Source organism: Microvirga sp. P5_D2, assembly GCF_054049475.1.
Genome location: NZ_JBFUMH010000039.1, coordinates 1 through 25,640, shown reverse-complemented (window position 1 = coordinate 25,640; position 25,640 = coordinate 1). Strand labels below are relative to the sequence as shown.

Annotated in this window: 23 protein-coding genes and 2 pseudogenes; 11 read left to right on the top strand and 14 right to left on the bottom strand. The window is 59.5% G+C overall.

Going from position 1 to position 25,640, the window contains the following annotated elements:
• Nucleotides 1-20: 20 nt before the first annotated feature.
• The 3 genes from ACXJKO_RS12905 to argH are packed head-to-tail and all read right to left on the bottom strand — an operon-like array spanning nucleotide 21 to nucleotide 3,147.
• On the bottom strand, nucleotides 21-785 hold the full coding sequence (locus ACXJKO_RS12905; RefSeq protein ID WP_457091494.1) for an amino acid ABC transporter ATP-binding protein: 765 nt from the start codon (nucleotides 783-785) through the stop codon (nucleotides 21-23).
• 3 nt (nucleotides 786-788) lie between these two features.
• Entirely contained in the window at nucleotides 789-1,697 is a 909-nt protein-coding gene (locus ACXJKO_RS12900; RefSeq protein ID WP_457091493.1) for an amino acid ABC transporter permease, read from the bottom strand.
• Nucleotides 1,698-1,722: 25 nt separating this feature from the next.
• Nucleotides 1,723-3,147: an argininosuccinate lyase gene (argH, locus tag ACXJKO_RS12895; RefSeq protein WP_457091492.1), complete on the bottom strand. Its 1,425-nt coding sequence runs from the start codon at nucleotides 3,145-3,147 to the stop codon at nucleotides 1,723-1,725.
• Nucleotides 3,148-3,275: 128 nt separating this feature from the next.
• On the opposite strand from argH, the gene ACXJKO_RS12890 reads away from it, so the two are divergent.
• Entirely contained in the window at nucleotides 3,276-4,169 is an 894-nt protein-coding gene (locus ACXJKO_RS12890; protein ID WP_457091491.1) for a LysR substrate-binding domain-containing protein, read from the top strand.
• A gap of 736 nt (nucleotides 4,170-4,905) precedes the next feature.
• Entirely contained in the window at nucleotides 4,906-5,616 is a 711-nt protein-coding gene (locus ACXJKO_RS12885; RefSeq protein WP_457091490.1) for an IS6 family transposase, read from the top strand.
• A gap of 573 nt (nucleotides 5,617-6,189) precedes the next feature.
• On the opposite strand, the gene ACXJKO_RS12880 is transcribed toward ACXJKO_RS12885, so the two are convergent.
• The 8 genes from ACXJKO_RS12880 to ACXJKO_RS12845 form a co-directional block, all read right to left on the bottom strand.
• Nucleotides 6,190-7,356 carry a M20 family metallopeptidase gene (locus tag ACXJKO_RS12880; RefSeq protein WP_457091489.1) on the bottom strand — a complete coding sequence of 389 codons (1,167 nt, stop codon included), beginning with the start codon at nucleotides 7,354-7,356 and terminating at the stop codon, nucleotides 6,190-6,192.
• A gap of 35 nt (nucleotides 7,357-7,391) precedes the next feature.
• Nucleotides 7,392-8,381: a bile acid:sodium symporter family protein gene (locus ACXJKO_RS12875; RefSeq protein ID WP_457091488.1), complete on the bottom strand. Its 990-nt coding sequence runs from the start codon at nucleotides 8,379-8,381 to the stop codon at nucleotides 7,392-7,394.
• 99 nt (nucleotides 8,382-8,480) lie between these two features.
• The gene (locus ACXJKO_RS12870) at nucleotides 8,481-9,878 is read right to left on the bottom strand and encodes a M20 family metallopeptidase (RefSeq protein WP_457091487.1); all 1,398 of its coding nucleotides are present in this window, start codon (nucleotides 9,876-9,878) and stop codon (nucleotides 8,481-8,483) included.
• Nucleotides 9,879-10,907 carry an ABC transporter ATP-binding protein gene (locus ACXJKO_RS12865; RefSeq protein ID WP_457091486.1) on the bottom strand — a complete coding sequence of 343 codons (1,029 nt, stop codon included), beginning with the start codon at nucleotides 10,905-10,907 and terminating at the stop codon, nucleotides 9,879-9,881.
• Nucleotides 10,904-11,878, bottom strand: a complete 975-nt coding sequence (locus ACXJKO_RS12860; protein WP_457091485.1) for an ABC transporter ATP-binding protein — start codon at nucleotides 11,876-11,878, stop codon at nucleotides 10,904-10,906. The genes ACXJKO_RS12865 and ACXJKO_RS12860 overlap by 4 nt, the downstream gene beginning before the upstream one ends.
• Before the next feature lie 3 nt (nucleotides 11,879-11,881).
• Nucleotides 11,882-12,778 carry an ABC transporter permease gene (locus ACXJKO_RS12855; protein ID WP_457091484.1) on the bottom strand — a complete coding sequence of 299 codons (897 nt, stop codon included), beginning with the start codon at nucleotides 12,776-12,778 and terminating at the stop codon, nucleotides 11,882-11,884.
• 1 nt (nucleotide 12,779) lies between these two features.
• Complete coding sequence (locus tag ACXJKO_RS12850) at nucleotides 12,780-13,697, bottom strand: ABC transporter permease (RefSeq protein WP_457091483.1); 918 nt, start codon at nucleotides 13,695-13,697, stop codon at nucleotides 12,780-12,782.
• A gap of 192 nt (nucleotides 13,698-13,889) precedes the next feature.
• Nucleotides 13,890-15,422, bottom strand: coding sequence for an ABC transporter substrate-binding protein (locus tag ACXJKO_RS12845; protein ID WP_457091482.1), 1,533 nt, complete (start codon nucleotides 15,420-15,422; stop codon nucleotides 13,890-13,892).
• A 172-nt stretch (nucleotides 15,423-15,594) separates the two neighbouring features.
• On the opposite strand from ACXJKO_RS12845, the gene ACXJKO_RS12840 reads away from it, so the two are divergent.
• The 3 genes from ACXJKO_RS12840 (at nucleotide 15,595) to ACXJKO_RS12830 (ending at nucleotide 17,937) form a co-directional block, all read left to right on the top strand.
• Nucleotides 15,595-16,527 carry a LysR family transcriptional regulator gene (locus ACXJKO_RS12840; protein WP_457091481.1) on the top strand — a complete coding sequence of 311 codons (933 nt, stop codon included), beginning with the start codon at nucleotides 15,595-15,597 and terminating at the stop codon, nucleotides 16,525-16,527.
• 124 nt (nucleotides 16,528-16,651) lie between these two features.
• Nucleotides 16,652-17,149 (top strand): DUF2165 family protein, encoded by a 498-nt coding sequence (locus ACXJKO_RS12835; protein ID WP_457091480.1) that lies wholly within the window; start codon nucleotides 16,652-16,654, stop codon nucleotides 17,147-17,149.
• Nucleotides 17,150-17,538: 389 nt separating this feature from the next.
• Nucleotides 17,539-17,937 (top strand): M15 family metallopeptidase, encoded by a 399-nt coding sequence (locus ACXJKO_RS12830; protein ID WP_457091479.1) that lies wholly within the window; start codon nucleotides 17,539-17,541, stop codon nucleotides 17,935-17,937.
• Nucleotides 17,938-18,083: 146 nt separating this feature from the next.
• Here ACXJKO_RS12830 and ACXJKO_RS12825 read toward each other — a convergent pair.
• Nucleotides 18,084-18,218: pseudogene (locus ACXJKO_RS12825) on the bottom strand (IS6 family transposase); the annotation flags it as partial.
• A gap of 64 nt (nucleotides 18,219-18,282) precedes the next feature.
• Nucleotides 18,283-18,747 (bottom strand): annotated as a pseudogene (locus tag ACXJKO_RS12820) (integrase core domain-containing protein); the annotation flags it as partial.
• Between the two features lie 18 nt (nucleotides 18,748-18,765).
• Here ACXJKO_RS12820 and ACXJKO_RS12815 point away from each other — a divergent pair.
• The gene (locus tag ACXJKO_RS12815; RefSeq protein WP_457091478.1) at nucleotides 18,766-19,068 is read left to right on the top strand and encodes an efflux RND transporter permease subunit; all 303 of its coding nucleotides are present in this window, start codon (nucleotides 18,766-18,768) and stop codon (nucleotides 19,066-19,068) included.
• Between the two features lie 44 nt (nucleotides 19,069-19,112).
• Nucleotides 19,113-20,543, top strand: a complete 1,431-nt coding sequence (locus tag ACXJKO_RS12810) for an efflux RND transporter permease subunit (RefSeq protein WP_457091477.1) — start codon at nucleotides 19,113-19,115, stop codon at nucleotides 20,541-20,543.
• Nucleotides 20,544-20,657: 114 nt separating this feature from the next.
• On the opposite strand, the gene ACXJKO_RS12805 is transcribed toward ACXJKO_RS12810, so the two are convergent.
• Nucleotides 20,658-21,881, bottom strand: a complete 1,224-nt coding sequence (locus tag ACXJKO_RS12805) for a CaiB/BaiF CoA transferase family protein (RefSeq protein ID WP_457091476.1) — start codon at nucleotides 21,879-21,881, stop codon at nucleotides 20,658-20,660.
• Between the two features lie 473 nt (nucleotides 21,882-22,354).
• Between ACXJKO_RS12805 and ACXJKO_RS12800 the strand changes: the two genes are divergently transcribed.
• The 4 genes from ACXJKO_RS12800 to ACXJKO_RS12785 form a co-directional block, all read left to right on the top strand.
• Entirely contained in the window at nucleotides 22,355-23,566 is a 1,212-nt protein-coding gene (locus tag ACXJKO_RS12800) for an ABC transporter substrate-binding protein (RefSeq protein WP_457091475.1), read from the top strand.
• A gap of 73 nt (nucleotides 23,567-23,639) precedes the next feature.
• Nucleotides 23,640-24,389 carry an SDR family NAD(P)-dependent oxidoreductase gene (locus tag ACXJKO_RS12795; RefSeq protein ID WP_457091474.1) on the top strand — a complete coding sequence of 250 codons (750 nt, stop codon included), beginning with the start codon at nucleotides 23,640-23,642 and terminating at the stop codon, nucleotides 24,387-24,389.
• 3 nt (nucleotides 24,390-24,392) lie between these two features.
• The gene (locus tag ACXJKO_RS12790; RefSeq protein WP_457091473.1) at nucleotides 24,393-25,298 is read left to right on the top strand and encodes an NAD(P)-dependent oxidoreductase; all 906 of its coding nucleotides are present in this window, start codon (nucleotides 24,393-24,395) and stop codon (nucleotides 25,296-25,298) included.
• The coding region (locus ACXJKO_RS12785; RefSeq protein ID WP_457091472.1) for an ABC transporter permease subunit at nucleotides 25,295-25,640 on the top strand (346 nt) is incomplete at its 3' end. The genes ACXJKO_RS12790 and ACXJKO_RS12785, both read left to right, overlap by 4 nt.

The window sequence follows — 25,640 nt, the reverse complement described above, 5'->3', positions numbered from 1 at the left end:
CTTTCCTGAGGGAACGTTCGTCAAGCAAGAACCGCGGCGATGAAATCGCGGGTTCTCTGTTGTTGCGGGTGCACCAGCACCTCTTGCGGTGAGCCCCGTTCCACAATGGCTCCCCGATCCATGAAGACAACTTCGTTCGCGACCTCGCGTGCAAATCCAAGCTCGTGCGTCACGACGATCATCGTCATGCCCGAACGCGCCAGACCTTTCATGACGGCGAGAACCTCGCCGACCAGCTCCGGGTCGAGCGCCGAGGTCGGTTCGTCGAACAGCATCAGCTTGGGCTTCATGGCGAGGGCGCGTGCAATCGCGACGCGCTGCTGCTGCCCGCCGGAGAGTTCCGATGGATAGGCATCGCGCTTTGCCGAAAGCCCCACACGTTCCAGAAGCACCATTGCTTCGTCGATGACTTCGTTGCGGCGGCGCTTCTGCACCGTCACCGGGCCTTCGATGATGTTCTCAAGGGCCGTCATGTGCTGGAACAGGTTAAACCGCTGGAAGACCATGCCGCTCGTCAGCCGTTGGCGGGCAATCTCTGAATCTGTCAACTCATAGAGCTTGTCCCCGACACGCCGATAGCCGACGAGTTCGCCATCGACCCAGATGGCTCCGGAATCGATCCGCTCGAGTTGGTTGATGCAGCGAAGGAGCGTGCTCTTTCCCGACCCCGAGGGGCCGACGATGCAGAGCACCTGCCCGGCGGGGATTTCGATCGACACACCATTGAGCGCCTGAACGGACCCGAAGGTTTTGCGCACATCGGCTGCGACGACGATAGGCATCATGGCTCAGCCCTCCACAGCCGAGGGCGCGGCAGGACGAGACCGCCGGCCTGAGCCCCTGGCGAAGTAGCGTTCAAGGAAATGCTGGCCGATGCTCAGGATCGTCACGATGATCAGATACCAGCCCGCGGAGACGATCAGAAGCTCGATCACCCGCGCATTGGCATAATAGATCGTTTGCGCGTTGCGCAAAACTTCGGCGAAGCCGATCACGCTGGCGATGGACGTGAGCTTTACCATGCTGATCACTTCGTTGCCCACCGGCGGAATGATCACCCGCATGGCCTGGGGAAGGACTATGCGGCGCAGGGTTGTCAGGCGCGTCATGCCGATGGCCTTGGCTGCCTCTGTCTGGCCTGCATCCACCGACAAGATGCCTGACCGGACGACCTCGGCCGTGTAGGCACCCTGATTGATGCCGAGGCCGAGCAGGGTTGCCACGAAAGGCGTCATCACATCGACCATGCGCACCTCGAACAATCCAGGGATGCCGATGCGCGGAAAAACGAGAGCAAGGTTGAACCAGAGCAGGAGCTGAAGGAGGAGGGGTGTTCCGCGAAAGAACCAGATGTAGAAGACGGCGATGCTCTTCAGGACCGGGTTGGGCGACATCACCATGATAGCGAATAGAACGCCGAGCGTGATGCCCAAGGCCATGGCGCAGATCGTCATGATGATCGTGTTGCCGAGGCCGCTGATGATGGATTGGGCCGTGAAGAACTGGCCGACCACGGCCCAGTCGATCTGCCCTTCAGCGAATGCCCTCACCACAAGGGCGAACGCCGCGAGGATCAGGGCGCTGGCGATCCAGCGGCCGTAATGGCGGCGCGGCACATGTGTCAGGTGCGCGATCGACGGATCGAAGCGCGCGGTCTGCCCCGTACCGATCGAGGAGGGTGCGGTGGTGCTGCTCATTCCGGTTCTCTCTATTCGTGCCTGTTCAGATCCGAGGGCCGTCATAATGCATCGCCCATTCGCGCTGTTTATCAAAATCCATGCGCAGGCGGGCAAGCTGTTCGGCGACCCGAAGCGGCGCCGTCCCGCCATAGCCGTCTCGGGCCCTGATGGCGGCATCCGGCGTCAGGTTCGTCATAAGGGCTGCGTCCAGGCGCGAATCCACGATCGACAGATCCGTGGCGCTCAGATCCTCAAGGCCGATATTGCGGTCCTCGCAATATCGAACCAAGCGGCCGGTGATCTCGTGGGCCTCCGAGAACGGAACACCCTGGCGCGCAAGCCAGTCGGCCACTTCGGTGGCTAGCGTGAATCCATCGGTCGCCTGGCGGCTCACTTCATCCACATCGACCCGCATCGTCCGAACCATTCCGGCCATGGCCGGAAGCACGAGGGCGAGGGTATCGATGGCTTCGAATGCGGCCCGCTTATCCTCAGCGAGATCGCGATTGTAAGCAAAGGGCAATCCTTTGAGTGCGGTCAGCATCGTCCCGAGTGCACCGATGAGGCGCGCGGCCCGACCGCGAGTCAGTTCCGCAATGTCGGCATTCTTTTTCTGCGGCATGATGGATGAGCCGGTGGCATAGGCATCGTCGAGCGCGATCCAGCGAAACTGGCGCGAGGACCACAGGAATATCTCCTCGGCCAAACGGGACAGGTTCACGCCGGTCATCGCGGTTACGAAGAGAAACTCCGCGACGTGATCGCGGCTGCCAACCGCATCGATGGAGTTTTCGCAAGGTGCGTCGTAACCGAGCTCACGGGCGGAGGATTCCGGCGATTTGGCAATGGCCGATCCTGCAAGCGCCGCAGCGCCCAGCGGGGAGCGTGCCGCGCGCCGATCCCAATCCTGCATGCGCTCGATGTCACGGGCGAAGCCCTGAGCATGAGCAAGGAGTTGGTGCGCAAAGCTCACCGGCTGCGCAGGCTGAAGATGGGTAAACCCGGGGGCTACGGTCTCGAGATGCTGTTCCGCCTGAAACGCAAGAGCATCCTGCAGGGCCAACAGGTCGATGGCGATGCGGCGAGCCCGATCGCGCAGATAGAGCTTGAGATCGTTAGCCGCTTGGTCGTTGCGCGAGCGTCCGGCCCGGAGCTTGCCGCCGAGGGGGCCGAGCCGTTCGGTGAGCTTACGCTCCAGAAAAGTGTGCACATCCTCGTCTTGTTCCGATGGAACGAGGGATCCGGTGCCGATTTCGGCTTTGAGGTCCGCAAGAGCCGCCTCGATTGCGTCGCCCTCCTCTTGGGTGAGGAGCTTGGCTCTCACAAGCTCGCGCGCATGGGAGAATGAGGCGGCGAGATCATAAGCCGCAAGGCGGAAATGGCTGGGATCGGAGCGCGAGAGGGCCATAAGCTCTGGGGCAGGACCCGAGCGGAAGCGTGAGGCCCACAGAACGGTGGTCGATGTCATGCCGATCTCCTTTTCCTTTGGTTTCCCAAGGGGAACTTCGGCTGGCAAATGAAATTATGTCGCCTTGGTATTCTATTTTAGAATAGAAGTAGCTCTCGGTCCTCTTCTCTCCTCGGTTACTCTGTTCCATGACGATCCAGCGCCTCCCAGGCTCCATAACCGCCCTACGCGTACTTCTCGCCGTTGCCGAGCACGGCACAGCCTCCGCCGCTGCCTCGGCCGTCAACCTGACTCAGAGCGCGGTGAGCAAACATCTACGCGGGGTGGAGGAGACACTGGGAATTTCCCTGTTCGCTCGCGGCAACCGTGGTCTCGTGCCGACGGAAGCCGGACGGATCTACGTAAAGCATGTTCGCCGGGCCCTGGCGGAGCTTGAAGCCGGCAACACGCAGGTCTCTGCCCTCAAGGCCTCGCCTTGGTCGGTCCGGCTCCATGTGCTGCCGATCATTGGCGATCGGTGGCTCGTGCCGCGCTTCTCGCGGTTTGCGGAACGCTATCCAGAGATCGACGTGCAGTTCACGACTTTCGTGACGACGGACACGGAGGAAGCGGCCGATGGGGTCTTCCGGTTCGGGGAAGGTGAGTGGCTGGGGCATCGAGGCAGTTACCTGTTCGGCCGCGACGTTGCTCTCGTTGGCGCAGCCGCCTTCGTCGCGCGCCTGGGCGGCATCGAGACGGCGGAGGATGTGCGCCGCTATACCGTGCTCGATCATTTTCAAACGCCCCTGCGCTGGAGCGAGTTTGCCGAGGCCCATGGGCTCCATGGTTTCACGCCGGTGCATACGACTCGGTTCGGGTTTTATTCGCTCGTTATCCGTGCGGCGATAGCCGGCCAGGGCCTTGCGCTCGTTCCGCGCCGGCTTGTGCAGGAGGAACTCGAGGCAGGACGATTGGTCAATCCGGCAGGTCTCGGCTTCAAAAGCCGCAACGCCTATTGGTTCACGACACCGGAGGATCGCCCTATTCGTCCGGGGCTGGAGACTTTCCGGAACTGGCTGATGGAAGAGGTGCAGGCGTCCTGAAGGTCAAGTCCGCCGAACCTCGAACCAGCCCCTCATGCTGTGGACGGCTAGAGAATATTGTCAGTGAACAGCTCAGCCATCGTCTGGCCCCGGCTCTGGCAATGATACGACCGTATTACCCTCTCAAGGCCGGATTGAGCATCCGGCTTTTGATGCGGGTTTCCCAGGTCCCACGCCTATTGCGCCACCACCTCAAGCCCTAAACCGGCGGGGTTTTTATAGCTTCTCCGTGTCTGCGGCCGCGCCTTATTGTTTGCTGGTGAAGCCATGGGCAAAAGCAGACGAAGTTAGAGCCTCCAACAGGCTTGGCTCACGTTGCTCTGGGCAGTGCACGTACGAAAATGCACGACAAGCCGACCTTCACACGGCGTCGCTGAGCGGCTGTGTCTGACCGACCCTGTGTCAAAACTCGGACGAGCCTCGCCTCAACGAACTATTTGTACAAGTTCACTGGCCTGTACCGGGGATTTCCCGGTCTATTCGGGCTCGCAAGAAATCAAATTGCTCCACGGGGCGGCCCGTCCACGTTTTGACACAGGCTCGACCCCAAGCGGACCTGCCGATGCATCGAAGTGCTGCCAAAAGCCCAGCCCGACGTGTGATGGCAGCATTGGGTTTATCGCTGGGCGCGCCGTCAATGCTCCCAATACGGCGGCTCTCCAAACGCCTCACGCAAGCAGTCGGCAAAGGTACTGTCAGGTTGGCATAGGTCGGGGCCTGTGGCAGGGTCTTGGACATGAGCACGACGCCTAATCCGTACCGCGGCTACCGTTTCCCGGCTGAAATCATCAACCAGGCGGTTTGGCTCTATCACTGCTTTAGCCTCAGCTTGCGTGAGGTCGAGTTGATCCTCGCCGCGCGAGGTGTCGTGGTCAGCTACGAGACCATCCGGGAGTGGAGCCTGCGCTTCAGACGGGTCTTAGCCAAGACCCTCAGACGGCGTCGGCCGCAACCTGGTGACAAGTGGTTTCTGGATGAAGTGTTTGTTCGCATCCGGGACAAACTGCACTACCTCTGGCGCGCGATTGATCAGCACGGCAACGTGCGCGACGTGTTGGTCCAGAGCCGCCGCAACAAGAAGGCGGCCAAGCGCTTCTTTCGCAAACTGCTGAAGGGTTTGTGCTACGTGCCAAAGGTGATCGTAACGGATAAACTTGCATCCTATGGTGCCGCCAAACGCGAGATCCTGCCCGGTGTTGAACATCGGCAGAGCCGATATCTCAACAACCGCTGTGAAGTCTCGCACCAACCGACCCGACGACGGGAACGCCACATGAGGCGGTTCAGGTCAGTCCAGCATGCGCAGCAGTTTCTCTCGATTCACACTCCCATCCATAACCACTTCCAACTCCGCCGCCATCGCCTTTCCGCCAGTGAGTACCGCGTGGCCCGCGACCGCGCTTTCGTTTCCTGGCGCGATGCGACTGGTGCTGCCCTCGTAAGTTGATTGGGACTGGCTTGAGCGCTGCACTTGCGGCAGCTGTGCCGATCGGGCGTCAAGTTGACAGTACCCTTCACGGGGTCAGGCGCAGATTGAGATCAGCTTCTGTACGCGTCTAGTGGAACTTCTTGTCAAGAATGTTTGTTCGGCGAAATTCGGCAGGCTTGCAGTCCCAGACCGCCATTTACAGACACATCACGGAAGATGCTCAGATGTCCGTTTACGACGGCAAAGTAGGTGTTCCTGAAGGCTAGGGGAGATTCCTATTGTGACCCCGAGCTGAAGTTTGCTGGTGTGTTGCATCCCTCACCTTGATTCGCCTCACGAATGCTGCTCGGCTTATGGCCTGCTTGCGTCTCGGCCGCCGAAACATGTGCTACGAAGGATCCAGGACAACTAGCGCCCGCCTGTTGGAAATAGGCGACCAAGTCGGGATCATGACCTAGTACAATTCCATTGACCGGAAAGACTAAGCCGAGCGCCATGTCTCCAGCGGCCTGAGCATCCTCGTTCACATTGTCTGGACCGTTTCCGATGATGTTGATTCCTGAGCGCGTGGATGTGAATCAGCTGCGGTAGCTAAGCGTCCAAGACTTTTCTGATTGTTTCTGCCACAATTTGAGCTCTCTGGTGGAGGGTATGTAGCTCGATATACTCGTCGGCAGTATGGGCTTTGCCGCCGACCGGTCCTACTCCGCATAAGGTTGGGGCACCTGCGCTTGCAGTAAAGCCGGAATCGGCACAGCCGCCGGTAAACTCACCCTCCACAATAATGCCGAAATTGCGGGCCGACTGGAGATAAGACGCTGCGAGCTTCTCGCTTTCGGCCGTCGGTACGAGTGCCAGAAAATTGCTCTTTCGGACCAGCTTTATTGCCGTTCCAGGAATCTTCGATGTCGCCATGATGGCCTCGATAGCCATCATGGCGACATCGCGCTGCTCATTGGTCATGAAGCGCACTTCGAATCCAGCACTCGCATGAGCTGCAGTCGTGTTTACTGACTGGCCACCGGATACCAAGCCAACATTGACCGTGACTCCGTCTTCGATATGGGTCAGGTCATGTAGGGCGACGATCTTATGTCCAAGCTCTGCAATGGCGCTCGCCCCCTCGGTGAAATTTACGCCGGAGTGAGCCTCTTTCCCGCTGATGTCGAGACGATAGCTCAGGCCGCCTTTGCGGCCTGTCACAATATTGCCGGAAGCCCGTCCCGGTTCAGCATTGAACACCGCAAGGGCACTCTTGGCTTCCTGCATGATGAAATCCCGCGATGCGTTGGAGCCGATCTCCTCATCGCCCGTCATCATCACGACAAGGGGGATCTGAGGCGCGAAGCGTTTAAATGCCGCCATGACAAACGCTTTCATCACCAGGCCGGCTTTCATGTCGGCGACGCCCGGACCATAGGCGCGCCCATCCTTGATGCTGAACGGCCGCCGTGAGGCTTCCCCGGTCGGAAAGACCGTATCCCGATGACCCAGCAACAGGACGTTGTGCCGGCGCTCATCTCGGCGGACATCGCCGCTTTCCGCACGGAGTATGTCGCCGAATTCTGCGTGAGGTGTCACCGACACTTCAATGCCATGTTCCGAGAAGAACCGAATGAGTCGAGTTCCCACTGCATCCACGCCAGCTTTGTCGTAAGAGCCGGAGTCGATGTTGACCAAGTCAGAGAGGAGCTGGACCATCGTTTCCTGCTGCTCGCCAAGCCAGTGGATGATCGCTTGCGAATCCTGCATATGCATAGCGTTGCTCGCTTTGTATTTGGGGAACTGAAGTGTCAGCGAGCTTCCACCAGCTCTCTGTCCATCTCTCGACCGCTGCTCGCGAGGCGACGGGCAAGGACCGCGCATGCCATCAGTTGAATCTGGCGGAAAAGCATGAGCGGAAGAACGACCACGCCGATATTCTGGCCAGCGAAGATCACGCTTGCCATCGGTGCACCGGAGGCGAGGCTCTTCTTGGAGCCGCAGAACGTGATGGCAATCCGATCCTCACGATCGAACTTGAGCCAGCCGCTGACGAAGTACGTGAAGCACAACACTACAGCGAGAAGCGCGATGTCGATTGCCACAATGGCGGTGAGATGGCCGATGGACAGGCTGTGCCACAGGCTGCTGATCGTGGCTTCGCTGAAGGCTCCATAGACGACCATGAGGATCGAGCCTCGGTCCACGATTTGCGTGAGAATCTTGTGCCGACCCAGCCATCGGCCGATCCGCGGCTGGACGAGCTGACCCAGGACAAAGGGAGCAAGCAGCTGCAGGAGAATGCTTTCGACGGCATCGAGCGGGATGCCGCTGTTGCCTTGCGTATGGAACAGAAATCCGACCAGAAGCGGGGTCAGGAACATGCCTAGGATGTTCGACGCCGAGGCGGAACAGATCGCTGCCGGGACGTTGCCGCCTGCAATGGACGTGAAGGCGATCGAAGACTGAACGGTTGATGGCAGGACGCACAGGAACAGGATGCCTATGCCGAGCGCCGAGGTTGCCAGGCTCGGCAGGGCAATGAGGATCAATCCGAGGATCGGAAAGATCACGAAGGTGGTGGCAAGCACGAAGAGGTGCAGCCGCCATTGAATCAGGCCGGCCAGAACGACGTCCCGGGACAGGCGGGCACCATGCAGGAAAAAGAGGAGTGTAACGGCTGCCTGTGTACCGATGGAGAAAGCATGGGCAGGCTCACTGCTGATCGGCAGGAACGAGGCCAGTACAACCATCCCGAGGATGGCGATCGTGTACCATTCCCGTTTGATGAGTGAGGTCATGAAAAACTCTTTTGGTCACAGCCCTTAAGCTGCGGCCCGGACGCGCAGTCGCAATGCAATGGGCGGATGCCGAATGTCCAGCATCCGCCCTTGTGATGTTTAAGCCTTAGCGATCGGCGGAACGTCTCCGGTGCCGAGATCCCAATAGAGTCCTGCCATCATAGAAAGAGCCTCGCGGGCAATGGCTACCGGCAGATGCTCGTTGGGGGCATGCTGGGAGCAGCCCGGGTATGAATGGGGCACCCAGATGGTCCGCAGCCCCAGGATCTCCGAAAAGATGTCATTGGGCAGGGAGCCGCCGAGATTCGGCAGGATGGCCGGCTTCTTGCCGGTCGTCTTGGCAAGCGAGTTCATGACCCAATGCACCCACGGATCTTCCGGATCGAGCCGGGTGGCATGGAAAATCTCCTCACGGCTCTTGGCGATCTCGACCATGGTGAAGCCGTGCCGGTCAAGATGGCGACGCAGGGCCGGAAGAACCTCATCGGGATTCACGCCCACGACGAAGCGCAACTGGCAGCGTGCCCAAGCGCTCGGCGGAACGGCATTCACAGGGGTCTCGGGATTGCCGGACTTCATGGCCAGCACGTCGAACGAGCACCACCCGAAGACCTGCTCGGCGGGGGTCAGGCTAGGCTCGCCCCATTCCGGTTCTATGGTCGGGCCATCGGGGCCGCCGTCGACTTCGCAATCTGCCAGCGCCCGACGCACCGACGCAGGAACCTCTTTCGGCACCCACTCGTGAATGCGGATCTGGCCGGTCGGAGAGGCAATGGTTGCAATCGCATGGGCGAGCTGGATCGCCGGATCCGACAGCAGGCCGCCCCAATTGCCGGAATGATGGCCGCCGTCACGGGCATTGATCGACATATCGAAAGTCACGCCACCGCGCGAGCCGAGAAAGATCGTCGGACGCTCCGCGTTGAGGCGAGGGCCATCGGAGGCGATGAGCACATCCGACTTCAGAAGTTCCTTCTGCTCCTCGCACAGCTCGCGCAGACCGGGGGAGCCCATCTCCTCACCCATCTCGATGAGATATTTGGCGTTGAAACCGAGTTTGCCGCGTGTCTGAAGCACGGCCTTCAGCCCCGCGATATTGATGACGTGCTGTCCCTTGTTGTCTACCACGCCGCGGCCATACCAGCGGTCGCCGACTTCCGTGAGCGTCCAGGGGGAGAGACCCTCGCTCCAATCTTTGTCGAGACCGCGGATGACGTCGCCGTGTCCATAGCCGAAGACGGTCGGCAGAGCCGGGTCTTCGATCCGCTCCGCGAAGAGGAATGGACCCTTGGCCTTAGGATGATGCAGCGTCTTGCACGTGAAGCCGAGGCTCTCCAGGAGCGGGCGCATCTCGCTCTCGATATAGGCCGTGAGAACCTCGGCGCGATCCGGGTTCTGGCTTTCGGTCGGCATGGCGATCAGGCGCGCAAGATCGGCCTTCAGCGCCCCGGACTCGAAATAGGCTTCAGCCTTTGTAATGGCCGCTTCGCGAGACATTTAGGAGTTTTCCTTTTGCTTGAGGGCAGTATTGGTATTGAGCGTCACCATGTTCTGCGGAGCGGAGGCGCTCAACTCGGGATCGTGCAGGTGGCAGGCCACGGCATCGCTGCCGTGCTGGGTGAATCGGGGCGTAATCGTGCTGCATTGGGCCAGCCGCTCAGGGCAGCGCGGATGGAACGGGCATCCGGGCGGCGGATTGAGTGGATCCGGAAAGGCAAGCCCAAGCCCTGTCTCCGGAATGCCGGCGCCGGGTTCAGGCGTCAAGACCGAGGTTAGCAGAGCCTTGGTGTAGGGATGGCGCGGCGCTTTGAAGAGAGTCTCCGTTTCGGCCAGCTCCACCACGCGACCGAGATACATAACCGCCACGCGGGTCGCGATGTGCTCGACCACGGCAAGGTTGTGGCTGATGAACACGTAGGTGAGGCCAAGCTCCCGCCGCAGATCCACCAGCAGGTTGAGGATCTGCGATTGCACCGAGACGTCGAGGGCGGAAGTCGGCTCGTCGCAGACCACGATTTCCGGATTCATCACGAGCGCACGGGCAATCGCCACACGCTGACGTTGGCCGCCCGACAATTCGCGCGGGTAACGGTCGGCGAAGCGCTGGGGCAGGCCCACCTTGTCGAGAATATCGAGCGTCAGATTGCGCCGTTCGCTCGCACTGCCGATGCCATGAACCTCAAGTGGCAGCGACACAATTGACGCGATTGTACGGCGGGGATTGAGTGACGAATAGGGATCCTGGAAGACGGGTTGCACGCGCCGCGCTATGCCCTTGCGCCCTAGTGAAAGGATGTCCTGCCCGTCGAGGGCGATCCTGCCCGCCGTCGGTGGCAGGAGGCCGAGCAGCATGCGGGCGAGGGTGGATTTCCCGCAGCCCGACTCCCCCACGATGCCGAGGACTTCGCCTTTGCGGATATCGAGGTTGATGCCGTTGACGGCGTGCAATGTGCGCCGCGCCTTGAACATCCCCTGGCTGACGCCGAAGGAGCGCGTGAGGCCTTGAGCTTCGAGAAGTGCTGTCATGCTGCAGTCTCCAGAATGCAGCGCCACCTCTGGCCATCCTTGGTTTCATGGACAGGTGGTGCTTGGGTGCAGATGGACTGGGTACGGCTGCAGCGGTCGCGGAAGCTGCAGCCGCGAATGTCGCCGACAAGCGAAGGCACGACACCGGGAATGACGCCCAATCGGCCGCCTGGCACGGTGCGTCCCGGCACCGGAATGCAGTCGATCAATCCTTGCGTGTAAGGATGCTGCGGGTTGCGGAACAGCGACGCAGTTGGCCCTTCCTCGACGATCTGGCCCGCATACATGACTGCGACGCGATCCGCGATCCGGGCCACGATGCCGAGATCATGCGTGATCAGCAGCATTGCGATGCCGAGTTCACGCTGCAGATCAGCCAGAAGCCGCAGGATTTGAGCCTGGATCGTCACGTCGAGGGCGGTGGTTGGTTCGTCCGCGATCAGGAGTTCTGGTCCGCACATGAGCGCCATGGCAATCATGACGCGCTGGCGCAGACCGCCAGAGAGCTGATGCGGGAACTGGCTGAGGCGCTCACCTGCCGAGGCGATGCCAACCTTGCCAAGCAGGAAGACCGCACGTTCACGGGCCTCCGCGTCGCTCGCGTTCTTGTGCTGACGATAGACCTCCACGAGCTGGTTGCCGATGGTATAGGCGGGGTTCAGCGCGGTCATCGGCTCCTGGAAGATCATCGCCATGCGGTTGCCGCGCAAGGCATTGATCTGCCGCTTGGATACCTTTGAAAGGTCTTCGCCCGCAAAGGCGAGGCGGCGCGCGTTGTGCTTGGCGGCTTTCGGCAGGAGGTCCATGATCGCCAAGGACGTCATGGATTTGCCGCAGCCGGACTCTCCCACGAGACAGAGTGTCTCGCCGCGCTTGACGGAGATGGAGATGTCGCGGACCGCATGCAGGGTGCCGCGAGGGGTGGAAATGTCGACGTTCAGGCCGTCGACCTCAAGGATCGTATCTCTCATGGATCAAGTCCGCCCTTCCGGTGAGATCACGTCGCGCAAGCCGTCGCCCGCGAGATTGATAGCAAAGATCAGCAGTGCGAGAGCCGATCCAGGGATGGCGATGAGCCAGAACGAGAAGAACATGTACGCCTTCGCTTCGGAGATCATGAGCCCCCACGAGGGCAGGGGTGGCTGAACGCCGAGACCCAGGAAGGAGAGTGCTGCTTCGAGGAGGATGGCGCTCGCCGCTTCCAGGGTTGCGACGACGATCAGATGCGGTACGATATTCGGCAGCACCTCCCGCACGATGATGCGAGTGGTCGAAGCCCCGGCAGCTTCTGCCGCAGCCACATAGTCGAGGGAGCGGACTTGTTGCGTCGCGCTTCTCATCACCACGGCGAAGCGGTCCCATTTGAGAAGGCCGAGTACGAGGATGACGACCCACAGAGAGCCGCCGACCATGGCCACCACAGCGAGCGCCACCAGAATGACCGGCATAGACAGCCGGGTCGTGACCAGGAACGTTACGGCCATATCGACCTTGCCGCCGAAATAGCCTGCAAGAAGGCCCATGGTCGTGCCGATGATGCCGGAAATGAGCACCACGCTCACGCCGATCAGAAGCGAGATGCGAGCGCCGTAGAGTACACGGGACAAGTAATCACGGCCCAATTGGTCGGTGCCGAGCGGATGCAGCCAGGATCCCTTCTGGTACCAGAAGGGCGGCACATTCCGCAGGGCGAGATTTTGGGTGTACGGGTCGTGGGGAGCAATCACCGGAGCCAGGAGCGCCAGCGCGACGATCACAGCCAGGATGCCACCACCGATGACGAAGGCCTTCTGGCCCAGAAAGCGGCGGACAAGCCGCATGGCGGGAGATAATTCCAGAACGTTGGGAGTGGAGAGAGTGATATCGGTCATGTCAGGCCACCCGGATGCGCGGGTCGAGCCACGCGTTGGCGATGTCGGAGGCAAGCGTCAGAAGCACGTATACGACCGACAAGAGCAGAACGATGATCTGCATCACAGGGAAATCCTTGTAGGTAATGCTCTGGTAGGCGAGATAGCCGAGGCCATCGAGGGCGAAGATGGTTTCGATGACGACGGAGCCGCCAAGGAGAAAGCCGAGCTGCACGGCCGTCAAAGCCACCACTGGTACCACGGCGTTGCGCAGTGCGTGCTTGAAGACGATCTTTCCTGCAGGCAGCCCCTTCGCGCGTGCCGTGCGGATGTAATCCGCGGACAGCACTTCGATCATGCCAGCCCTGATCAAACGCATGAAGGCGGGAGCCACGTAATATCCAAGGGCAATCGTTGGCATGATAAAATGCAGCCATGTCCCCGAACCGGAGACCGGAAGCCACCGCAGCGTGATCGAGAAGATCATCACTAGGAGCAGTGCGAAGAAGAAGTTCGGAAGTGCCTGCCCGACGACTGCGATGGCGAGGGCCAGCCGGTCGATCCAGGTGTTCGTATACACGGCCGCCAATACACCAAGAGGGATCGAGATCAACAGCGCGAACCCAAGTGCCAGGAAGCCGAGAAGGATCGTCGTCGGCAGCTTGTCGAGGACGAGCTTGCTGACTTCGGTTTTGAAATAGATCGATGTGCCGAAATCACCCTTGAGCGTCTGCCATAGCCAGTCGACATATTGGACGATCAGAGGCCGGTCGAGGCCGTAGGTTTGGCGGATGATGACAAGATCCGCTTCCTGGGAGCCTTCACCGGCGATTGCCATGGCGATGTCGCCCGACAGGCGCAGGAGGAAGAAGGCGATCGCAGAAACAGCAATCGCTACGAGAACCGCTAGGCCCAAACGTTTGAGAATATAGCCGATCACGGCATTGCTCCGTGTTGCCCGAATATTAGGCCGCTCGCTTATCTAGAGTGCGAAACGACGGTCGGGACTTTGGAATGAATTCGCGCAGGCGTGCATGGCGCCTTTCGACGCGGCAAGAACGCTCGCCTAAGGCCAAAGCAGATATCTCTTTTGGAACGGCCCACAATGGACCGTTCCATCAAGATCTGTCGCTTACTTCCAGGACATTTCCCAGAAGCGCGGCATCTCGTCCGGGTAGGCCTTGAACGAGAGATCCGACGTGGCGACGTAATAAACCGGCAGCGAGTACAGTGGCACCGCATAGGCCTTATCGGCAATGGTCTTCAACGCCTCACGATAGGAGGTCTTGCGAACCTGTGGATCGACCGATGTATCGCCCGTGGTCAGGAGATCGCGCACCTGCGGATCGCGGGTAATGTCTTCCGAACGGAAGCCGAAATAATTCGACGTCGCGGCGGAGGTGTCGTTCACCGAGAACGAACCCCAGGTCTGGTGCGTGAGCATGGCCTTGCCAGAGGCGATGCTCTCGCGCATCGCTGCATATTGCAGGAAGCGCAGATTGGTCTTGATGCCGACAGCCTGGAGATAGCCGATCAGCGCTTCGGTCTGGTTGCGCTCACGGTATGCCACGATGTCGAGCTCGAGCCCATTGGCGAAGCCAGCTTCTTTCAGAAGCTGCTTTGACTTGGCCGGATCATAAGCATACCGGGTGGCTCCCTCATCGGTGCATCCGAACTGAGACGGGAAGCAGATGGTGTTGAGGACACGCGAGCCTGCACCGACGATGGACTTCACCATGCCTTCACGGTCGATGGCATGAATGATGGCCTTGCGCACCCGCTCATCCTTGAGAGCCGGATTTGGCGTACCCTCGAGGGTGTTCATCTGCATAAACACGATGCGCATGGTCTCCCCGGAAACCACCTGAAGGGTCGGAACCGCCTCGAGCTGCTCTGCCTGATCCTTCGGCACATGCATGATGAAGTCGACGCCGCCCGAAATGGCTTCCGCCATCTGGGTCTGACGATCCGGGATGAAGCGGATATCGATCTTTGCGATCTTCGGCTGCGGCTTCGGGGACTCCTTGAAGTAGTCCGGATTCTTCTCAAGAGTGATTGATTTCCCCGGAACGTAGTTCGTCACCTTGTAGGGGCCTGAGCCGACCGGCTTGTCGTTCTGTCCCTTAGGGCCGACCTTTTCGTAATACTCGTTGGGGTGGATGACCACCGGGCCCGAGAGATATTCGATGGCTGCAGGGAAAGGCTGCTTGGTCGTGATGCGGACCTTGTACTTGTCCAGCTTCTCGGCTTTTTCGACCCAGCTGACATTTGCCTGGGTGACAACCTTGTTCTCGGGCTTGGAGATGAAGTTCATCGTGTAGACGACATCGTCCGCATCGAACTCCTCGCCATTGTGGAATTTCACGCCCTGACGCAAGTCGAACTCAAGCGTGCGGTCGTCGACCTGACGCCAAGCCGTCGCAAGCTGTCCCTTGTACTCATTGGTGTTCGGATCCCGGTACACGAGCGTGTCCCAGACGTGCTGGCCGATGATAACGCCGATGCGCACGTTATTGAAGAATGGGTCGACGCTCTCCGGAGCCTGATCATAGGCGAAACGGATTGTGTTGTCGGACTTGCCTGCTAAGGCAACACTCCCGAACACGCCGGTCAGCAGCGCTGTCGAGGCAAGGCTTAGGGTGGCCGCCTTTCGAAGAAGAGACATTATCGGTCCTCTGGAGTTGCGATTGTTGTTTTGTTTCAAAATTTTCCTGGCAGCATCCCGATCCGTTCGGACTCTGCGCTGAAAGCATTCCGAACTTGCCAAGACTTTCCCCTTGCTTCCATAAGAATGATTCGAAAGGATCGTTGCCGTTACGGCAATGGAACGCATCTAAATGAACCAATCCGCTTTGCGCTACTTCCTGGAGGTGGCGAGAACAGGCTCGGTGAATGCGGCGGCCGAACGTTTGAGGGTCGCGGCTTCAGCCGTCAGTCGGCAAATCGCGAAGCTTGAGGATGAGTTGGGAGCTTTCCTGTTTGAGCGGCGCTCGCGGGGCATGGTCCTCACCCAGGCCGGACGGCTGCTGGCATCCTATGCTCAACGAACTGCTCTAGAGAGCGATCAGATCGTCAACGAGATCAGGGAACTCAGCAGTGCCGGCCGTGGGCTGATCCGGCTCGGGATTACGGAAGGGCTCGCCGTCAGCTTCATTCCGGAAATGATTCACTTTTTTCGGCGCGATCGACCGCATATTCTGTTCAACATTAAGGTTCTTTCGCCTGCTGGCGTAGTCAAGGCCGTTCAGGAAGGAGAGGTGGATGTCGGCGTCACATTTTCAGTAACGCCAGAGGGGGGAGTGAAAATTCAGTGGCAACAGGCGATGCCGTCCTATGCCATTGCCGGCACGAACCATCCTTTGATCGGGCAGGGAAGGGTGGATATATCCGAACTGCTCAAATATCCGGTCGCCATTCTTGATGACGCTGCGACCATCAGACGGGTGCTCGATATGTACTGCGCTAGCAAAGGTATCGCGCTCGAGCCTGTCGCCACCTCAACAAACATCGCGAGTCTCCTAACACTCTGTAGGCTCGGTTCTGCCGTAACCTTTTCCGCCTATATCTCCGTCCGAATGGCGGTGCGGGACGAACATGTCGCCATCGTTCCCTTCAGAGAGTCCCGGTTTCTTGAACGAAATCTCCAAATCCTCACCATGCTCGGGCGAACCTTGACCCAAACAACTAGTGATTTCATCAGCTATCTGGCGTGTGAACTGGAGAAGCCGGAAGCAACATATTCAACCCTCCCCGATCGCGAGCCAGCATGATGGGTAACGTCGGATGCGGGCTGCCCGCTTGGGGATACGGCTTGAGAACTGACTAAATGTGGCGCACCGCCGCGAGATGGAAACCGGCCTAATTCTAGAGCCGAATGACGAGCATGATGCGCCAATGACGATTGTCCGGACTTCCAAATCGATCCTAGTCGCGGCAGTTGCCCTCTGGGTCAGCCTCGTCGCGTTCGGCAACATCACTGATTACGGGACGAACCTCGCCTTCGTGAATCATGTCTTGTCAATGGATACGGTCTTTCCGGACACCACGATCCTATACCGGGCCATTGCGAGCCCGGCGCTGCATCACGCGGCCTACCTCCTGATCATCATGTCTGAAGTGCTGGCGGCTCTCCTTTGCTGGATTGGCGCCGTCCAGATGTTCAGGGCAATCTCGGCTCCTGCGGCGTTCATCGGAGCCAAGAATCTCGCCGTGATCGGCCTCACCACCTGCCTCCTGATCTGGCTGGTCGGGTTCATCGCGATTGGCGGTGAATGGTTCGGCATGTGGATGTCCATACAATGGAATGGCATAGAATCCGCTTTCCGCTTCTCGGCCCTGATCATGGGCATTCTGATCTTCGTGGCGACTCCGGACGGCAATCCGACAGGGTGAAGGGAGCCCATGGTTGGTTCTTGCTCGGGCCGCGCCTGTAGGGGCGGCGCGAGGCTCCTGAAGAGCTGCATTGTGTCCCGTGATCGTCGGCGCTACCGTTGTAGCCGCGATTTCTGCACTGTTTCCACGTCCACGCCGAAGGGTTCCGCCTTCCTTTGGTACCATTGAGTTGTGACGGTTCGGGCCGCATGGCTCGAATCGTACTCTYCCTCTRCCTCTGGGCGCTCGGCATCGCACTCCTCGGATGCGGCCTRGATGCTAGCRCTCAGGCYGAACTTGGCGGGGGGTCACCAACATTGCCGGATGGCTCCGGCAATCCGCAGCAAGGGCCGGGAGGAGTCTACGCGCGCGTTCCTGTAMGGGATGAATTCGGGCGGGATCAGCTCGCGATGTTCCACACCTGGAACYCCGACCCAGTCGGCAATCATGAAGCTAACCTCAGGTCCCTCAACCCGRTGCTCGCCAGGGTGGTGCGCAAGGCCCAGGCTGACAATCCCAGCCTGCGCTTCGTGATCGGCTCGGGGCGGCGCAACGAYCGGCTSCAACGGATGGCGGTGGCCTGGGGCTGGTCCARGACGCAGGACAGCCCACACCGGTCTGGCAATGCGGTGGACCTGTGGCCGCTCGACCAAGAGGGCCGGGTCTTCTTTGATCCACAGGCCCAGAACAGGATTGCCACTGCGCTGAGGAGGGCCGCCGCAGAACTGGGCGTGCCGATCCGCTGGGGCGGCCGGTTCCACGGCTTCAAAGACTGGGACCGTTCGCATTTTGAGGTCGCACCGCCATAACCGGAATGGATGCTTTACCGCCGCCAGATGTCAGCCTTCTCGCCGTTCATTCAAGCCGAAGGAGGGTCAGGTCCGTCGTGGCCCGGACAGGACCCTTCACGGTGATGTCACGGTAACCTGACGAGATAAGCCCTGCTTTGTTGACTTCAGGCGAGCACGTTTGCCGCGGCTTTCCAGGCCGCCATGGCTCGTAAGCGGTGGAGGTAGGTAGCGAGAGCAGACCGATGCGGGCGGCGAGGCAGAACAAACAAATTTCTCCCAGCCGAGAAGACTGAGGTGTAGTAGTCGGTATTTGATCGGACAATCGGCGTCAGAGAGTGATCGGGTTGAGCCTGTCCGACCAGATCAGGCTGCAATCATTTTCTCCTTTGCCAGCGGCACGGCATCCAAGAAGGTTTGCATCGGCGTCTTGCCAAAGCACCACCGGCCCTGATGCGGCCGCTCCTCATTATAACTCCTTACCGAGGCATCGAGATCGATCTGCAGCTCCGCAATCGAGCGATAGATCTTCTTACGCAAGGCCATCCGATAGAACTCGTCCAGCACCCTTATGTGGAAGCGCCCGACGATGCCATTGGTTTGTCGGTTCTTCGTTTTGGTCCTGGAATGATCCACGTCCTCGACCGCCAGATCTAGCTCGTACTCGTGATGCTCGGGATTGCCGCAGTACTCGGTGCCACGGTCGGTGAGTACCCGACACAGCTTCACCTCGTGGGCATCAAAGAACGGCAGGACCCGGTCGTTGAGGACGTCTGCTGCAGTGATCGGTGTCTTGCGGTCATAGAGTTTGGCGAACGCCATCTTGGTGTAGGCGCCCCTGTGGCCTTCATGGGCGGCATCACCGGCAAGTTCTTCTACCAGTTCGGCATCACCGTATCCGTGGCGGTGCTGATCTCGCTCTTCGTTTCGTTCACGCTCGATCCCATGCTCTCGAGCGTGTGGCACGACCCGTCGATCGGCCGAAAGCCGCGAGGCGTCATCGGTTGGATGGCGGGCCTGTCAGACGGTCTGACGGCGGGCATTCTCGCCGTGTACCGTCCGCTCATGCGCTTCAGCCTGCGGCGGCGCTGGGTGGTGATGGTCGCGGCCCTCGGCATCTTCGTGGGCAGCTTCGCCCTCGTGCCCCGCTGATCGGCGTCGAGTTCGTGCCCTCCGCCGACATGGGTGAGCTGTCCGTGAGGGTCACGGCCCCGGTGGGCTCGTCGCCGGAGTACACGGAGACTAAGGCGCGCCAGGCGGAGGCTGCCATCAAGGAATTCCCGGAGGTAGCCTTCACCTATGCGACCGTTGCCAGCGGCCAGGCTTCCGGCAAAAACGAGGCCAGCGTGGCGATCACGCTCAAGCCCATCCACGAGCGCACGCGCTCGGCGACCGAGTTGGTGGACCTAATGCGCGAGCGCCTCAAGGCGATCCCCGGCATCGACCTTGCCGTCAGCCTGCCGGGCGTGGGCGACGGCAAGCCGGTGCAGGTCTCGATCCAGGGGCCGAACCTCGACGAGCTCGACCGGATTGCACAGGAGACCTCTGCCATCATCGCGAAGGTGCCGGGCGTGGTGGACATGGAGTCGAGCCTGAAGGCCGCCCGCCCCACCATTGCGGTTTCCCTCGACCGCGAGCTGGCAAGCGATCTTGGGGTGAGCCTGCAACAGGTGTCCGACACGCTGCGGCCCCTGTTGTCCGGCGAGGATGCCTCAAGCTTCCGTGCCCACAACGACGAGCACTATGACGTCAATGTGCGCTTGCCTGAGACCGGCCGCGAGTCGCGCGAGGACCTGTCGCGGCTCTATCTCGCCAGCAGGCTGACCAACGAGGACGGGACGCCGCGCATGGTGGCGCTGCGCGAGATCGCGAGGCTGGAGCCGGGCGTCGGCCCATCCCAGATCAACCGGCGCGACCTTGCCCGCGAGGTGCATGTCACCGCAAACGTCAGCGGGCGCCCTGCGGGCGACGTGACTACGGAAATCGGGGCCACGCTCAGGGATGTAAAGCTGCCGGCAGGCTATCAGTTCGTGTCCGGCGGTTCGGCGAAGAACATCGAGGAGACATCCGGCTATGCCGGCTCGGCCGTGCTCATGGCGGTGATCTTCATCTACATCATCCTGGCATCGCAGTTCGGCAGCTTCCTCCAGCCGCTCGCGATCATGGCGTCCCTGCCATTGTCCCTTGTGGGCGTGGTCCTCGGGTTGCTGGCCTGGGGCTCGACACTCAACATGATGTCGACCATCGGCTTCATCATGCTCATGGGTCTCATGGTGAAGAATGCGATCCTTCTGGTCGACTTCGTCAACCAAGCCCGCAAAGCAGGCATGGAGCGTTCCGCGGCGATCATGCAGGCGGCGGAGGTGCGGCTCCGTCCGATCCTGATGACTACGCTGGCCATGATCTTCGGCATGATCCCGATGGTCTTGGGACTGGGCGAGGGCGGCTCGCAGCGCGCTGGCATAGCCCATACAGTCATTGTCGGCCTGATCAGTTCTACCATCCTCACGTTGGTGGTAGTTCCGGTCGCACTCACGGTGCTGGAGGACATGGCGCAGAAGTTGGGCTTCGGGCGCAAGGTTCGTTCCGAGAACAATTCAACCTCGCTGCTCAGGCTAGCGGAATAACGGGGTAGGTCTTTACGGCGCTTCCGGGGATGGAACACCTTAAGACAAGGCGCGCTCACGCGTACCTTGTCCATGTCCGGATCATACTCCTGGCCGTAGAAATGCCTTACCTGCTCACCCAACAGGTTCACGAGATGGCGCCCACAACTCCGCACCTGGATCAGCAACGAGAGCAACACCATTTTGTATGAACGACTGAATGCTCTCTTCCGCATAGCCAATCTGGTTCAACAACTCCCGAGTGTGCTCTCCAAGAAGCGGCGGAGACACATTCGGCTCGGCCTCTCCAATACAGGAGGGAAGCGGAAGATCGGGCGCTTCGAAATTAAAGTTGGCGAAGGAGAACTCGGAAAACTTCTTGGGCTCGCGCGCTTGAGGAGCATCAAGAACCCTGTCCGATGAAAGGACCTCAGTAAATCCAACGCCCGCAGCAGACAGTTTTTCCGTGATCTGCTCGTAGTTGAACGACTTAACAGCCGAACCAACGAGCTTTTCGACAAGTGGCCTTTGCCGTCTTCGCTGGCGCAGCGTTGCGAGCTCAGGATTCGCTTCTACCGATACGGCGTTACAGAATTTCCTCCAGTGTTCATCTGTAAGCATGACAAGATAGACCCATCGATTATCCTTGGTCTCGTAGGCTCCGTATCCTGGGATGCTAAATTCTGGAGATGGTTCCTGTTCTGGCCTACCCATGATCTGTGATTTCAACTGCACTCCAACAAGGTCACGTGCAGCGATATGCAGGCCGGTTTCGTACAGACCCAATTCGATATTGCGGGTGCTCTTGTCTGCAGTGTTGAGAAGYGCGGACAAAACAGCCATCACTGCATAACAACCGGCGAACTGATCGTGGTAGGACGGGCCGAGACGCGAAGGCTTGCCATTGATACGGTTGGAGTACATTGCGCCTGTGGCGGCCTCTGCAATCGGATTTGAGGCGATTTGATCCTCCAGCGGCCCAGGCCCATACCCCTTGATGTGGCAGTAGATAATTTCTGGATTGATGACTGCACAATCGTCATAGCTGATGTTCAGCCGTCGTGCCGCTCCCGGGGATAGATTGTGAACAACAATATCGGAGTGCTGTATCAGCCTTCGCAAGATTTCCTGGCCTTCGGCACTTCGGAGGTCCAAGCAGATACTTTTTTTACCTCTATTGTAAGCTATGTACGTCCCACTTGGCCCCCCGCGGACAAGCTTTCGTGTCGTCTCGCCCGACGGGGGCTCAATTTTAATCACATTCGCCCCGAGTTGGTTCAGAATGTGAGTGGCGAACGGGGCCGCAATCATACTACCCAGCTCCAATACAGTCCGATTGGAAAGAACCCCAGCGTTCATCTGACCTCCCAGAAATCACATGGGTTACGAGCCTCGATTGACCACGTAACGAAATTTRCATTTATCCTCACTCGACCATGCACAATACACAATATATTTTTCTAGGCCAAGGGGCCACGGGCAGCTTTCGCCAAACAGCTGCGGTTTCGTGAGCCCAGGAGTAGGCAAGAAGTCCGATGCGGGTAATCGGCACAGTCGGTCAGCTCCTCTTCTTAATATATGAAATAGTAAGGCTTTTAGGCTCTGGAGACAGGTCGCACAACTTGGCTCCAAGGATACGGCGGCCACAGAGGACGGCTTCACTGCGCCCAGATAATGCAGCTGCAGTTCCGTGGTCACATGAAATACATAATGCATTTTGTATTGACCGCTCGAAGCTGCCCCAGTAGTGTTGTGAAGAAGGACTCGGATTCCAAAAATATGCGGTGGAACGCAGACCGGTCCGTCGGCTAACAATCGAAGGGAGGATCCAAATGTTACTAGGTCTTAGAGAAGGCTTTGCGGTCGCCGCCACCTTGGCGCTAACACTTGGGGTGGCTGCTCCAGCCAATGCACAGCAGAGCGGGATCGACGAAAAGAATAAAGTGGTCACGATTGGGGCGTTTACGCCCGTGACCGGGCCTGTGCCCTTTTATTCGATCCTGACCCATGCTGCCGATGCCTACTTCAAGCACCTCAATGAGTCGGGCGGTATCAAGGGCTGGAAGGTCAATTACATCACGAACGATGACGGCTATGACCCTGCTCGCAGTGTTGCCGTCACTCGTCAGTTAGTAGCGGACAAGGGCATTTTCGCTCTTTCGGCGCCCGTGGGCACAGCCACGAATGTTGCGGTTATTCCGTATGCCAAGGAAGTCGGCTTGCCGATGATCGGGCCGATTGGCGGCGCGAGCGCTTTTTTCGTAGAGCGCAACGTCTTCCCGCTGCTTCCGGATTACGGGTGGTCTGCGGCGTCGAACGTAGACTATGCAGTCAACGACCTCGGCCTCAAGAAGATCGCGCTGCTCTGGGAGAATGATGAACTCGGACAATCGGCCAAGCGTGGCTTCGATGCCTACATGGATCATCTCAAACTGAAGCCTGTTGAATCAGTCCCCTTCGACGTGAAAACAACGAGTTTCAGCCCGCACATTCGGCGGGTCGCGAACTCTGGCGCAGAGGCCGTGATTTTGTTTGGCTCGAACGCCAACCTTGCGGCCGCTTTGAAGGCAGCCGATCTGCAGGGCCTCAAAGTGAAGTGGTTTGCGCCGTTCTTCACCGCTGATCCGTCAACGTTCAAGCTGGCTGGAGACCTGCTGAACGGTACGTATTTCTCGTCGTGGCTGCTTCCAGTCTCAAGCGAAGAGCCGCAGGTGGCCGCCTATCGACAGGCGATCGCAAAATCCTACCCGAATGATCCAGTCGGAGTGTTCGGTCTCAATGGCTGGAGCAATGCTGCACTGTTCGCGAAGGGCTACGAAGCTCTGCTCGATAGCGGCAAGCCGCTGACACGTGAAAACCTTGCTTTGGCTCTCGAGACGCTCAACAATGTGTCCGTGGGTGGAGCACAGGGGGTTTCCTTCCGCCAGGGAGACCACCGCGGCACGCGGAAGGAAGGCATCATTCAGGCGAAGGATGGGCAGTTCGCGCTCGTGCGCGAGTTCCGGCCCTATCCTTCCGTCGTGTTCGACGCGCCAGCCAACTGAACGCGGCATCGCAATGACGCCCCGGCCCATGAGGCCGGGGCCCACACAAAAACCAAATGGGAAGGAAACAAGAATGACCACTGTTCCGGTCAGCGCTCCGGCGCGTCTTGATGGTCGCGTAGCGATGGTGACTGGCGCCGCTGGCGGCATTGGAAAGGCTACAGCGCTGACGCTCGCCGAAGCGGGAGCCATAGTAATTGCAACCGATATCGCCGAGAGGGCCGACTTTGGGTCAGCGGGCATGAAGTATCGCCGGTACGACGTGACATCCCAAGACGAAACTAAGACGATCGTCTCAGACATCTTGAATGAGCATGGGCGCATCGATGTCCTCGTGCTCTGTGCGGGTACGATCTCGCACAGGCCACTTGTCGAGTCCACGGACGATGAATGGCGGGCGATGCTTGACGTAAACCTCATGGGCGTCGTCAATCCAGTGCGCGAAATCTTTCCGATCATGTCAGAGCAGGGCTCCGGCAAGATCGTGGCCCTAGGCTCGATCGCCGCGAAGATCGGCGGTGTTGCTTCCGGACCAGCCTATACCTCTGCAAAGTCAGCGGTCCATGGCCTTATGAAGTGGGTTGCCAAGGCGGGGGCGCCGAGGGGCGTTCATGCAAATGTGGTTGCGCCAGGGCCGGTTGAGACACCGATGTGGGAAACCGTCACGCAGCGAGGTGCCCCTTCTGCGAACGGCAATGTACCCCTCGGACGGTTCGGCCAGCCAGAGGATGTCGCTCAAGCGATCCTGTTCCTGTGCTCCCCAGCGTCAAACTGGATCACTGGGACCGTCTTAGACGTAAACGGCGGCATGTTGATGGATTGAGCAATGAACAGCACAGATACAATTGGATTTATCGGGCTGGGCGTCATGGGTGGTCCCATGTGCAGAAATATAGCGCGCAAGCATTCCGGCCGCGTTCTCGCCTTCGATCTCACAAACGCTGCCCTCGAGGCACTTAGCGACACAAAGGTCGAGCGGGCCACCTCGATTAAAGATCTCGCGGCTGAGGCCAATGTGATCTTCCTATCACTTCCAGGCGGACCGCAGGTTGAAGAAGTTTGCGGTGAGGGGATGATCGGAGCGTCTGCGCGTCCAGGTACGGTGGTCGTGGATCTTTCAACCACCGCCGTTTCGCTGGCGCGAGAGGTCGCAGCACGCCTCGCCAAGAAAGGCATGTCCTTTGCAGATGCGCCCGTCGCCCGCACACGTGAAGCAGCCCAGCGGGGTGAGCTTAGCATTATGGTCGGTGCGTCGAACGAGATCTTCGAGCGCATAAAACCGATGCTCGACTATATCGCCACCGATATCACCCACGGCGGTGACGTTGGCTCGGGGCAGGTGCTGAAGCTTGTAAACAACATGCTGGTGTTCGAGAACGTCGTGACTTTGGCAGAGATGATGGTGCTTGGCGAGAAGGCGGGCGTCGCGCCCGCGACCTTGCTCGATGCTGTGTCGAAGGGATCTGGCGACAGTTTCGTCTTACGCAATCATGCACGCAAGTCGATGTTGCCGCGCGATTTCCCGGAACGGTCCTTCCCGCCGGAATACGTCCTAAAGGACATCGATTACGTTTTTCAGCTCGCGCAAGAGACGGGCGTACCGCTGAAGGCTGCTGAAACCGTAAGGCGCTACTATGAGACCGCTGTCAAGCGAGGACTGGGGGGACGGTACTTCCCAGGAGTTATTCAGCTCGTCGAGGATGGTGCTATGGCTGAGGATGAGGAGTCATGAGCGCCGTTGTCGAAGCAGTCTCCAGCGCCGCCCGCGATCTCTTTCCGCTGATCTGGTCGGGCATGGTTATCGGATGCCTCTACGCGCTCGGCGCGTTGGGGCTTGTCATGATTTTCAAGTGCTCACGAGTCGTGAATTTCTCGCACGGGAACGTCGCCGGGTTCGCGGCTTTCTTGATTTATGGCTTGTCCAGCGGCACACTCCTCAACCTCTCATGGGGCTCAGCGGTGCTGCTCGCGGCTGTTGCTGCAATTATCATTGCATTTCTCAGTTATGCGATCATCGCTCCGATCGTCTTTGAATCCGACCTTACCGCCACGATCGCGACGCTCGGCCTCGGCT

Coding starts and splice junctions, on each gene's coding strand:
- ACXJKO_RS12905 (WP_457091494.1), bottom strand. CDS start 785: ATGATGCCTATCGTCGTCGCAGCCGATGTGCGCAAAACCTTCGGGTCC.
- ACXJKO_RS12900 (WP_457091493.1), bottom strand. CDS start 1,697: ATGAGCAGCACCACCGCACCCTCCTCGATCGGTACGGGGCAGACCGCG.
- argH (WP_457091492.1), bottom strand. CDS start 3,147: ATGACATCGACCACCGTTCTGTGGGCCTCACGCTTCCGCTCGGGTCCT.
- ACXJKO_RS12890 (WP_457091491.1), top strand. CDS start 3,276: ATGACGATCCAGCGCCTCCCAGGCTCCATAACCGCCCTACGCGTACTT.
- ACXJKO_RS12885 (WP_457091490.1), top strand. CDS start 4,906: ATGAGCACGACGCCTAATCCGTACCGCGGCTACCGTTTCCCGGCTGAA.
- ACXJKO_RS12880 (WP_457091489.1), bottom strand. CDS start 7,356: ATGCATATGCAGGATTCGCAAGCGATCATCCACTGGCTTGGCGAGCAG.
- ACXJKO_RS12875 (WP_457091488.1), bottom strand. CDS start 8,381: ATGACCTCACTCATCAAACGGGAATGGTACACGATCGCCATCCTCGGG.
- ACXJKO_RS12870 (WP_457091487.1), bottom strand. CDS start 9,878: ATGTCTCGCGAAGCGGCCATTACAAAGGCTGAAGCCTATTTCGAGTCC.
- ACXJKO_RS12865 (WP_457091486.1), bottom strand. CDS start 10,907: ATGACAGCACTTCTCGAAGCTCAAGGCCTCACGCGCTCCTTCGGCGTC.
- ACXJKO_RS12860 (WP_457091485.1), bottom strand. CDS start 11,878: ATGAGAGATACGATCCTTGAGGTCGACGGCCTGAACGTCGACATTTCC.
- ACXJKO_RS12855 (WP_457091484.1), bottom strand. CDS start 12,778: ATGACCGATATCACTCTCTCCACTCCCAACGTTCTGGAATTATCTCCC.
- ACXJKO_RS12845 (WP_457091482.1), bottom strand. CDS start 15,422: ATGTCTCTTCTTCGAAAGGCGGCCACCCTAAGCCTTGCCTCGACAGCG.
- ACXJKO_RS12840 (WP_457091481.1), top strand. CDS start 15,595: ATGAACCAATCCGCTTTGCGCTACTTCCTGGAGGTGGCGAGAACAGGC.
- ACXJKO_RS12835 (WP_457091480.1), top strand. CDS start 16,652: ATGACGATTGTCCGGACTTCCAAATCGATCCTAGTCGCGGCAGTTGCC.
- ACXJKO_RS12815 (WP_457091478.1), top strand. CDS start 18,766: ATGGGCGGCATCACCGGCAAGTTCTTCTACCAGTTCGGCATCACCGTA.
- ACXJKO_RS12800 (WP_457091475.1), top strand. CDS start 22,355: ATGTTACTAGGTCTTAGAGAAGGCTTTGCGGTCGCCGCCACCTTGGCG.
- ACXJKO_RS12795 (WP_457091474.1), top strand. CDS start 23,640: ATGACCACTGTTCCGGTCAGCGCTCCGGCGCGTCTTGATGGTCGCGTA.
- ACXJKO_RS12790 (WP_457091473.1), top strand. CDS start 24,393: ATGAACAGCACAGATACAATTGGATTTATCGGGCTGGGCGTCATGGGT.